3 protein-coding genes (1 of these 3 cut by a window edge) are annotated in these 11,352 nt (G+C 62.5%); all 3 read left to right on the top strand.

Annotated features, from left to right (window positions below):
- Positions 1–2 precede the first annotated feature (2 nt).
- Positions 3–758: a CoA transferase subunit A gene (locus EEB12_RS06330; RefSeq protein WP_141487529.1), complete on the top strand. Its 756-nt coding sequence runs from the start codon at positions 3–5 to the stop codon at positions 756–758.
- 41 nt (positions 759–799) lie between these two features.
- The gene (locus EEB12_RS06325; protein WP_174531772.1) at positions 800–1,405 is read left to right on the top strand and encodes a 3-oxoacid CoA-transferase subunit B; all 606 of its coding nucleotides are present in this window, start codon (positions 800–802) and stop codon (positions 1,403–1,405) included.
- A gap of 459 nt (positions 1,406–1,864) precedes the next feature.
- Positions 1,865–11,352 carry the beginning of a non-ribosomal peptide synthase/polyketide synthase gene (locus EEB12_RS06320; protein WP_141487528.1) on the top strand. Its footprint extends 19,258 nt past the window's final position, so 9,488 of the gene's 28,746 nt are visible here — the first part of the coding sequence; the start codon lies at positions 1,865–1,867; its stop codon lies off the right edge, out of view.

Here is an 11,352-nt window from a genome sequence, read left to right as displayed (position 1 = left end):
GGATGAGCAAAGTCGTGAATACGGCAGCTGAGGCAGTTGCCGACATCGCGAGCGGATCCAGGCTCGCAGTGGGCGGCTTCGGGCTGTGCGGTATTCCCGACGCACTGATCGCGGCGATCGCCGACGGCTACGCCACCGATCTCGAGGTGTTCTCCAACAACTGCGGTGTCGACGACTACGGTCTCGGCATTCTGCTCGGCGCGCACCGGATCGCCAGGGTGACGGCGTCGTACGTGGGGGAGAACAAGGAGTTCGCGCGCCAGTATCTCGCCGGTGAGCTCGAAGTGGAGTTGACGCCGCAGGGGACGCTGGCCGAGCGGCTGCGAGCAGGCGGTACCGGCATTCCGGCGTTCTACACTCCGGCCGGGGTCGGCACCCCGATCGCCGAGGGCGGCTTGCCGTGGCGATACAACCCGGACGGTTCGATCGCCTTGGCGTCGCCACCGAAGGCGACGGCAGTGTTCGGTGGCCGCACATATGTATTGGAAGAGGCGATCACCGCTGACTTCGCGCTCGTGCACGCGGACTACGGCGACACCGAAGGAAATCTCGTCTTCAACAAGACGGCGATGAACTTCAACCCGCTTGCTGCCATGGCCGGCCGGATCACCATCGCGCAGGTGGAGAACCTCGTCGAGCCGGGCGACATCGACCCCGCGCACGTGCACCTACCTGGGGTGTTCGTCGCGCGGGTCGTGCACACAGGTCCACAGGAGAAGCGGATCGAGAAGCGGACCGTCTCAGGAGGTACCAAGTGAGTAGCGCAGAGGAAACTCGTATCGGTTGGACCCGCCACGAGATGGCCGCTCGCGCTGCTGCCGAGATGCGGCCGGGTGAGTACGTCAACCTCGGTATCGGCCTGCCGACGCTGATCCCCAGTTACTTGCCCGAGGGTGTCAAGGTGGTCCTGCACAGCGAGAACGGCATCCTCGGTACCGGACCGTATCCGACCGATGATCAGGTCGATGCCGACCTCATCAATGCAGGTAAAGAGACCGTCACTGTCAATCCTGGTGCCGCGTTCTTCGACTCGGCCCTCTCGTTCGGGATGATCCGCGGCGGCCACATCGACACCGCGGTGCTCGGCGGGATGCAGGTGTCGAAGACGGGTGACCTCGCCAACTGGATGGTGCCGGGCAAGATGGTGAAGGGTATGGGCGGGGCGATGGACCTGGTCCACGGTGCCCGCCGCGTCATCGTCGTGATGGAGCACACCGATCGCGACGGAAACCCCAAGATCGTCGAGGCGTGCACCCTGCCGCTTACCGGGCAGGGCGTCGTCCACCGGATCATCACCGACCTGGCAGTGCTGGACGTCACCGCGGACGGGCTGGAGCTTGTGGAGCTGGCTCCAGGTGTCACCAGTGAACACCTGAAGAGTGTGACTGGTGTGGGTTTTTCCTGAAGCTTCGTACCTTCAATCGAAAGAACGCGCCGACCGCTGGTCGGCGCGTTCTTTCGTCGGTCTGTCGGCGTGTACCGATAGTCTCGATCAGCGACTGTCGAATCTCGTTCGAGCTCGGGCACCAAGTAGCTGACGGGCCTGTAAATTGTCCGAGGTGACTGAAGTGGATGGGGGTGCAGATCGTCGGCTGCAAATTGATTGTTCCAGGGGTGGAGATGTCGCGCACAGCGTCTGAACCGTGCGTTTCGGCAATGCGATCGGGGGGTAGATGAGCTGGGCGATTTGTAACGAATTGCAGCAAAACCGTCGATACACCGGGGTATGGATTTCTCTTGTCACCTATGTATCGGAGACAATGGGTGGTTCTGGCTCGTCGAGGTTGGATGAGGTCGGTAGCTGCTGCGAATCGGACGTTCGGCTCGCACGGGTGCGCAATGGTGTGGAAGAGAGGCTGTGGGCGTGAATTCGCTGGGTAACGGAGAACTGGGGAGCGGCAAGCCGGAGGTCGGCAGCTCGCCGGAAGACGTTCAGCGATCAGACGCATTCCCACTTTCGGCGGCCCAGCTCGGTATGTGGTTCGCGCAGCACCTAGATCCCGCAGTACCGGTCAACATCGCCCAGTACGTCGAACTCCGTGGTGCTCTGGAGCTTGACGCCCTTCGCCAGGCCTGTGCAGACGCCGGTCGCGAAATCGGGTCGGCCTTCGTCCGGATCTTCGAGATCGATGCCCAGCCGTACCAGATCATCGACCCCACACTCGATGATTCAGTCGGCTACGTAGACCTTCGTAGTGAAGACGACTCGCACGACGCCGCCATGCGGTGGATGCGAGCAGATCGCAGCCGGCCGATCGACATGCTTACGGACCGACTGATCTCTGCCACGATCCTGCGCCTCGGCGAGAACCGCTACTACTGGTACACGCGGGTCCACCACACAATTCTCGACGGTTTCGGTGCGTCGACGTTCGTCACTCGCGTGGCGGAGCTGTACTCAGCGCGCGTGGAGGGCCGGGATCCGGAGCCGAGTGAGGCCTCCGATCTCCGGAACGTCTACGAGGTGGACAACAAGTACCGCCAGTCGAGTCGTTTCGAAACCGATCGCAAGTACTGGGCAGACAAGATCGAGAATCTCGACGAGATCTCGAGCCTCGCGGGTCGAAGTGCCGCGCCTGCTCCAGTCAGTCGGATCGACAGTGCAGCGCTGTCCAACCACGTCGAGGCTCTGCTCGGGCGGTTCCTCGAGCGCGTAGAGAAGACCACTGTTGCCGGCACTGTCGTCGCGGCGTTTGCGGCGTACCTCGCTCAGATGACCGGGCGAGAGGACGTGTCGCTGAGTCTGCCCGTTTCCGGTCGAACGACAGCCGTGCTGCGTCGATCCGGAGGCATGGTCTCCAACGTCGTGCCGCTGCGACTGACCGTCACTGCGGACACCACCGTCCAGGAGCTTCTGGACGACGTCAGGAACGAAATGTCCGGCGCGCTGCGCCACCAGCGATACCGACACGAGGACATGGTTCGCGGCGGTGACGGGCCGGGCCGGGGCGGATTCTTCGGCCCGTGGATCAACATCATGATGTTTTCCACCGAGTTGGCGTTCGGGCCCCTCGTCGGCGAGCTTCACATCCTGTCCACGGGTTTGATCGAAGACCTCGGTGTCAACCTGTACCAGAGCGTCGGCGATACCCGCACACACATCGACTTCGAGTCGAATCCCAATCTGTATGCGCCCGCGGACGCCCAGCGAAATCACTCGCGGTTCGTGGAGTTTCTCGAGAAGTTCGTCTCGGCCGAAACGAGCCGCAAGGTCTGGGATCTTCCTGTCGCCACCGACGAGGAGCGAAACAAGGTTGCCTTGTGGAACCGCACCGGCTTCCACGTTGCCTCGCAGACCATCACCGAAGCATTCGAGCGTCAGGTCGAGAGAACTCCCGATGCGACCGCTGTCGTTTTCGAAGGCGCCAGCCTCACATACGCCGAATTCGACTCTCGCGCAAATGGTTTGGCTCGTCAACTCATCGCCATGGGTGTTGGGCCCGAATCGCTTGTAGGACTGTCGATCCGCAGATCTTTGGACTTGATGGTCGGTCTGTACGCGATTGCCAAGGCCGGCGGAGCCTGGGTGCCGGTGGATCCCGACCACCCAGCGGAACGCACCGCCTACATTCTCGAGTCGGCGCAGCCCACGTGTGTTGTGACCACTGCGCGGGACGACGTGGATCTGCCCTCGGGCACACGGGTCATCGAGATCGACACACTGGACTATGGGCAGCTCGACAGCAGGCCGATCGTCAACGCAGATCGCCTGTCTCCCTTGCATTTCTCGAACACTGCGTACGTGATCTACACCTCGGGTTCGACCGGTCGACCCAAGGGTGTCGCGGTCACTCACGCGGCGATCAACAATCAGCTTCAGTGGATGAACGCCGAGTACGAGCTTTCGGCGTCGGACATCTACCTGCAGAAGACCGCTACGACATTCGACGTGTCCCTGTGGGGATTCTTCATGCCGTTGCAGGTCGGCGCCACGCTCGTCGTCGCGACTCCGGACGGTCATCGAGACCCGATCTACGTGGCGAACAAGATCGCGGAGCTCGGCGTCACGATCACCGACTTCGTGCCATCCATGCTCACGCTGTTCACTGCGAATGCACCTGCCGGATCTTGTGATTCGTTGCGCCACGTGTTCGTCATCGGCGAGGCGCTCCCGCCCGAGACGTCTTCCGCCTTCCGCGAACTCTGTGGAGCCGGACTGCACAACCTGTACGGTCCGACCGAAGCCGCGGTATCGGTCACGTACTACGAGGCCGTGGCCACGGATACTACTTCCGTGCCGATCGGTATGCCGCAGTGGAACACTCAGGCGCACGTACTGGACGGACAACTTCGCCCGACCCCCATCGGGCAGCCGGGTGAGCTCTATCTCGCCGGCGTTCAACTCGCGCGCGGATACGTTGGTCGACCGGACCTGAGCTCGGATCGGTTCGTAGCCAATCCGTACGGCACGGCCGGTGAGCGTATGTACCGGACCGGCGACCTCGTCCGCCGCCGTGAGGACGGAAACCTCGACTACATCGGGCGTACCGACTTCCAGGTGAAGTTCCGTGGGCAGCGCATCGAGCTCGGCGAAATCGAGACCGTCCTTCTGGCACACCCCGACGTTTCCCAGGCTGTTGTCTTGGTGACCGTCACCCCGACCGGTGATCAATTGGTCGGCTACGTAGTGCCGGGCCCGGGCCGAAACATCGATGCTGCGGTGCTCAGTGAGTTCGCCGGTCGAAGCCTCCCTTCGTACATGGTTCCGGCCGCGTTGATGGTGCTCGATGCGTTGCCGCTCAATACGAGTGGCAAATTGGATCGTGCCGGGTTGCCCGAGCCGGTGTTCGCGAGTGCGAAGCAGTACCGCGAGCCCCGCACCGAAATCGAGCGGGTTGTCGCTGACGTCTTTGCCGACGTTCTCGGTGTCGAGCGCGTCGGTATCGACGACGACTTCTTCGAACTCGGTGGAAACTCGCTGGTTGCAACACAGTTGGTGACCCGCGTGGGTTCCGCCTTGGGAGTGCAACTCGGCGTTCGAGAGCTTTTCGAGTCCACCACGGTCGCTACCTTGGCGGCCCGCGCCGAGTCTGTGGCGGGTAACGCGCGGCAGCTCACCCCGCTGATCGCCAAGCCTCGTCCCCAGGTTGTCCCGCTCTCGCTTGCACAGCAGCGCATGTGGTTCATCAACCGTCTCGAGCCGTCGACGCCGGCGTACAACCTTCCGTTCACGGTCCGGCTCACCGGTTCGGTGGACCCGTCCGCCCTGCATGCCGCGGTGATGGATCTTCTCGAGCGACACGAGTCCTTGCGGACGATCTACCCTGATGTCGACGGAACCGCGCAACAGATGGTTCTGCCGGTCGACCGGGCCGCGGTGGAGTTGAATCCGGTCAAGATTCGGAATTCGCATCTCGACGCGGCGCTGTTCGACGTGGCGTCTCGCGGCTTCGACGTGACGCTCGAAATCCCGGTACGGGTTGCCCTCTTCGAGGTGTCTCCGACGGACTACGTCCTGGTGATGGTTCTCCATCACATCGCTGCAGACGGACTGTCGTTCCGTCCGCTCGCACGTGACCTTCTCGTCGCATACTCGGCGCGAAGTGAGAAGTCTGCGCCGGCGTGGACGCCGCTGCCGATTCAGTATGCCGATTACGCCCTGTGGCAGCGCGAAGCACTGGGATCCGACGAAGACCCGCGCTCGGAGTCGTCTCGCCAGATCAACTTCTGGCGCCGGGCACTTGCCGATTTGCCGGATCAGTTGGATCTGCCGACCGACCGACCTCGTCCTGCCATCGCGTCCAATCACGGTGCCAAGCACCATTTTCAGATCAGCGAACGCACGACGCGCAAGTTGAACGAGTTGGCGCGCTCGAGGAGCGTCTCGCTGTTCATGGTGTTGCAGGCGGCATATGCAACGCTGTTGAGCCGGCTCAGTGGTACCTCCGACATCGCGATCGGTGCCCCGATCGGCGGGCGAGGCGATCAAGCGCTCAACGACGTGATCGGCATGTTCGTGAACACCCTGGTGCTTCGCACCGAGGTCGATCCGAACGAACGATTCGAAGAGTTGCTCGCTCGGGTAAGGGAATCGGGCTTGTCTGCCTACGGGCATGCCGATGTGCCGTTCGAGCGGTTGGTCGAAGTCCTGAGTCCGGCGCGTTCGCAGGCTCGTCACCCGCTGTTCCAGGTTGCGCTCACTGCGGAGATCAGTGGACGACGCGAACTGGAATTCTCAGGTGTCAAAGCAGTTGCAGCTGAACTGGAAGTACCGGTCGCCAAATTCGATCTCGAGCTCATGGTGTCCGAGAATCCTGAAAGCAGCGAAGACTCGGACGTCTTGAGCGCCACCTTCACCTATGCCACGGACCTGTTCGATCCGGCCACGGTGAACACTTTCGCTACTCGGTTCGTGCGCATCCTCGATGCCGTGGCTACCCGACCTGAAACGATCGTCGGCGATATCGACCTGCTCTCACGCCCCGAGCGCACCGATCTGACGGTCGTAGCCGCGGATTACACGATGCCCCGGCAGAGTCTCGTCGACATCTTCCTGTCCGGCACGGCTGAGGCGGATTCGGTTGCTGTGCGCTTCGAGGGTCGATCGATCACCTACCGCGAGCTCGATGAGCAGTCGTCGAAGCTCGCACGGGTTCTGATCGGACGTGGCGCCGGCCCCGAGACCATTGTTGCTCTCGCCTTTCCTCGCTCGTACGAGATGGTCTGTGCAGTATGGGCGGTGGCGAAGTCAGGGGCGGCATACGTCCCAGTCGACCCGAGCTATCCGGAAGATCGTGTCCGGCACATGCTGGCCGATTCTTCGGCCGCGATCGGACTCACGTCGGGACAGTTCGTAGATAAGCTTCCTGCGGTCACAGAATGGTTGGTCCTTGACGGCCAGGCGCTGAACGGAGAACTGTCGACGCAATCTTCAGCGCCGGTCACGGACGAGGACCGAATCGCTCCGATTCACAGTTCTCACGTTGCATATGTCATTTACACATCCGGTTCCACGGGAAAACCGAAGGGTGTCAGCGTCACTCACGGTGGTCTCCGTGGGGTCAGAGACGCAGCACAGCGTCGCTACGAGGTGGAACAGTCCTCGCGCTTCCTCCATATCTGTTCGCCGAGCTTCGACCCGTCGGTACTCGAATGGATGGTCGCCTTCTCTGCGGGTGCAACTTTGGTGATCGTTCCCTCGACAATTATCGGTGGACACGAGTTGTCGGATCTTCTTCATTCCGAGAAGGTCACACACGCGATCATCACTCCCGCAGTACTCGGGACCATGGAGCCGGCAGAGCTGCCTGAATTGCGAGTCGTCTCCGTCGGCGGTGACGTGACCACTCCCGAGTTGCTGGCGAAATGGGCCCCAGGGCGCGCCTACTTCAATGGGTACGGTCCGACCGAGACCACTATCATCTCGTCGTTCGGCGATCTCGCGATCGGCCGATCGATCGACATCGGGCGTCCCGTCGAGGGCATGTCGGCACTGGTACTCGACGAGCGTCTGCATCCTGTTCCAGTCGGTACCAGGGGAGAGCTCTACTTTGCGGGCGCTGCATTGGCTCGCGGCTACCACGAGCGGCGAGGTCTTTCTGCGGAACGGTTTGTTGCCAACCCGTATTCGCCGGATGGCGAGCGAATGTACCGGACCGGCGATGTCGTGCGCTGGACCGGCGGAGACGCGCGCGGTGACGCGGGGGTTCTCGAATACGTCGGCCGCAGTGACTTCCAGGTCAAGGTTCGCGGATTCCGTATCGAACTCGGTGAGATCGACGCAGTTCTGTCCTCGCACGAGTCTGTGCGCTTCGCGGTGACGGTCGGAAGCGAAGGCGCGGCGGGTGTCACAACCCTCGTTTCCTACGTCGAACTGGCTGACGGGTCGAGTTTCGATCGGGACGTGCTCGCCTCGTTCGTGGCGGAGGCTCTGCCGAGCTACATGGTTCCGTCCGTCATCATGGAACTCGCCGAGGTTCCGTTGACTCCGGTGGGCAAATTGGATCGCCGGGCTTTGCCGGAGCCTGTTTTCGAGGTCCGCGAGTTTCGTGCACCCACCACGCCGGTGGAAGAGATTGTCGCGCAGGTGATTGCGGATGTTCTCGGAGTGGAACGAGTCGGCCTCGACGACGACTTCTTTGAACTCGGTGGCAACTCCCTGGTGGCTACTCAGGTCACCTCCCGATTGGGGCGGGCGCTCGACACTACGGTGCCGGTGCGAACGCTATTCGACGTTTCCACCGTCGAGGCGCTCGCCGCACACATCGAGTCGCACGTAGGTAGCGGCGGGCAGAAGGCGCTCGTCGCACAGGTGCGTCCCGCGGAAATTCCGTTGTCGCTGGCGCAGCAGCGCATGTGGTTCCTGAACCGCTTCGACACCGATTCAGCTGCTTACAACATCACTTTTGCTCTGCACCTGACTGGCCATCTCGATACTGCCGCGATGGAAACTGCGCTCGAGGACGTACTGGCCCGGCATGAAGTGCTCCGAACGGTATATCCGGACGGGGCTTCCGGACCGAAGCAGTCGATTCTGTCGCTTTCGGAGGCGTTCGGTGGACTGACCGTGGAGTCGGTTTCGGATCCGGACGAGCTCGAAAGTCGAGTCGCTGCAATCGGATCCTCAGCGATCGACGTCACTGTCGACGTGCCGATCCGTGTCCGCCTGTTGACGGTCAGCGACACCGAGCACACCCTCGCGATCGTGGTTCATCACATCGCCGCTGACGGTTGGTCGATGGCGCCCCTGGCTCGCGATGTCATGATTGCCTACTCGGCACGCAAGGATGGGACCGCGCCGGCGTGGCAGCCGTTGACTGTGCAGTACGCCGACTATTCGTTGTGGCAGCGTGAGGTTCTGGGGTCGGAAGACGACTCGGAATCACTGATCTCGCAGCAGATCTCGTACTGGACCGAGACTCTGGCAGACCTACCGGATGTGATCGAGCTTCCGTCGGACCGGTCTCGGCCTGATGTGGCGTCGATGCGCGGCGAGCGATTCGCGTTCGAGATCTCCGGGGATGTGCACCGTCGATTGGACGCGCTGGCACGGGAGAACAACGCGACGCTCTTCATGGCGTTGCACTCGGCGCTTGCCGTTCTGATGGCCCGACTGAGCGGAACCTCGGACATCGCCGTGGGCACTCCCGTTGCCGGTCGTGGCGACGAGGCGCTCGACGATCTCGTCGGCATGTTCGTCAACACGCTTGTTCTGCGGACCGAGGTCGACCCGGCCCAGGCATTCACGGATCTGCTGGCTGCGGCGAGTGATTCTGCGCTCGGAGCGTTCGCTCACTCGGACGTGCCCTTCGAGCGGTTGGTGGACGTCTTGGCTCCCGCCCGGTCGCAGGCCAGACATCCGCTGTTCCAGGTCGTGCTGTCCTTGCAGAATCTCGCGCAAACGGCATTGGAACTGCCGGGACTGGCGATCAAGGCCGCCGAAATCGACACGACCACTGCCAAGTTCGACCTCGAACTCGCAGTAACCGAGTCGATCGGCGAAGACGGGATCCAGCAAGGGCTCTCGGCCGAATTCACGTTTGCTGCAGATCTGTTCGACGTTTCGACGGTCGAAGGGTTTGCTCGGCGTCTGGTTCGTATCCTCGAGACTGTCGTGTCGGTTCCTTCGATTGTCGTCGGTGACATCGATATTCTCGATGCGGCCGAGCGGGGTGTGCTGGCCGATGTTCATGGAGGTCAGTCGGTCTCGGGAACCCTGGTCGAGATTCTCACAGCGGCGGCCGCTTTGGATCCGTCGGCGGATGCGATTCGCTTCGACGGTCAGTCGATCAGCTACCGCGAACTCGACGAGCGGTCGTCGCAACTCGCTCGTGTTCTGATTGCGAAGGGCGTCGGGCCGGAGGATCGGGTCGCGATCGCGATTCCGCGTTCGGCCGATTCGGTTCTCGCTCTGTGGGCAGTGGCGAAAACGGGTGCTGCGTTCGTGCCCGTCGACCCGACGTATCCGGTTGACCGTATCGCCCATATGATCTCCGATTCCGGTGCGGTGCTGGGTCTTGCGCTCAGTGACGTCGAGGCAGGATTGCCGTCGGCGTTGACGTGGGTTGTTCTCGACGACGAGAAGACAGTGGCGGCGTGCGCGGCAGAATCCTGCGCGCCGGTGAGTGATTCGGATCGACGTAGTGCGATCGACGAGCGGCAGCCTGCGTACGTCATCTACACGTCCGGCACCACAGGTCTGCCCAAGGGCGTTGTGGTCACCAACGCCGGTGTGGCGAATTTCTGTGCCGAGCAGGTCGAGCGCTATGCGCTGACCGCGGATGCTCGGACGCTGCATTTCGCCTCGCCGAGTTTCGATGCGTCTGTCCTCGAGTTGCTGATGGCATTCGGCTCCGCGTCGACGATGGTGATTGCGCCGACGACGGTGTACGGCGGTGCGGAACTGGCCGAGATCTTGCGTTCGGAGGGCGTGACGCATGCGTTCGTGACGCCCGCTGCGCTGGCATCAGTGGATCCGAGCGGGCTTGACGCGTTGCGGGTGGTTGTCGTCGGTGGCGAAGCCAGTTCGCGGTCTCTCGTTGCCAAGTGGGCGGTGCCGCTTCCGGATGGCGGTGTGCGTGGATTCTTCAATGCGTACGGTCCGACGGAGTCGACGGTCGCCTCGAACATCAGCGATACGCTGACCGCGTTTGATCGCATGAACATCGGCGGCCCGATTCGGGGTATGGCCGCGCGGATCTTGGACGGCCGCTTGCAGCCTGTGCCGGTTGGTGTCGCAGGTGAGTTGTACGTGTCGGGTGTTCAGGTCGCTCGTGGATACCTGGGACAGCCGGCATTGACGGCGGGTCGTTTTGTCGCAGACCCGTTCGGGGCGCCGGGTGAGCGGTTGTACCGCACGGGTGACGTGGTCCGGTGGATCGACGGTGGCGCAGTGGAGTACGTGGGCCGCAGTGACTTCCAGGTCAAGATCCGTGGGTTTCGTATCGAACTCGGCGAGATCGAGGCCGCGCTGACCCGTTGCGCGGGCGTTGCGCAAGCTGTTGCTCTTGTTCGCTCCGACGATCACTTCGGAGATCGTCTCGTTGCATACGTGGTGCCACAGGCCGGCGCCGAGGTGGATCCCGCACAGGTCATCGAGTCGGTGTCGACGTTCCTGACCGGCTACATGGTCCCCGACTCGGTACTGGTACTCGATTCGATTCCGTTGACCACCGCGGGCAAGACGGACATCAAAGCTCTGCCATCGCCCGTGTTCGAGTCGAAGGTGTATCAGGCGCCGATCACGACCGTCGAAGAGACTGTCGCGCAGGTGTTCTCCGAAGTTCTCGGAGTCGCACAGGTTGGCCGCGACGACGACTTCTTCGAGCTCGGAGGCAACTCGCTGATCGCGACCCGTGTCGCCGCACGGCTGGGGGAGGCGCTTGACACAAGCGTTCCGGTTCGTGCGCTCTT

It is taken from the genome of Rhodococcus sp. WS1 (assembly GCF_003797745.1).
Classification (GTDB): domain Bacteria; phylum Actinomycetota; class Actinomycetes; order Mycobacteriales; family Mycobacteriaceae; genus Rhodococcus_F; species Rhodococcus_F erythropolis.
The sequence above is the reverse complement of the archived record's forward strand: the minus strand, read 5'-3'. Positions and strand labels throughout refer to the sequence as shown.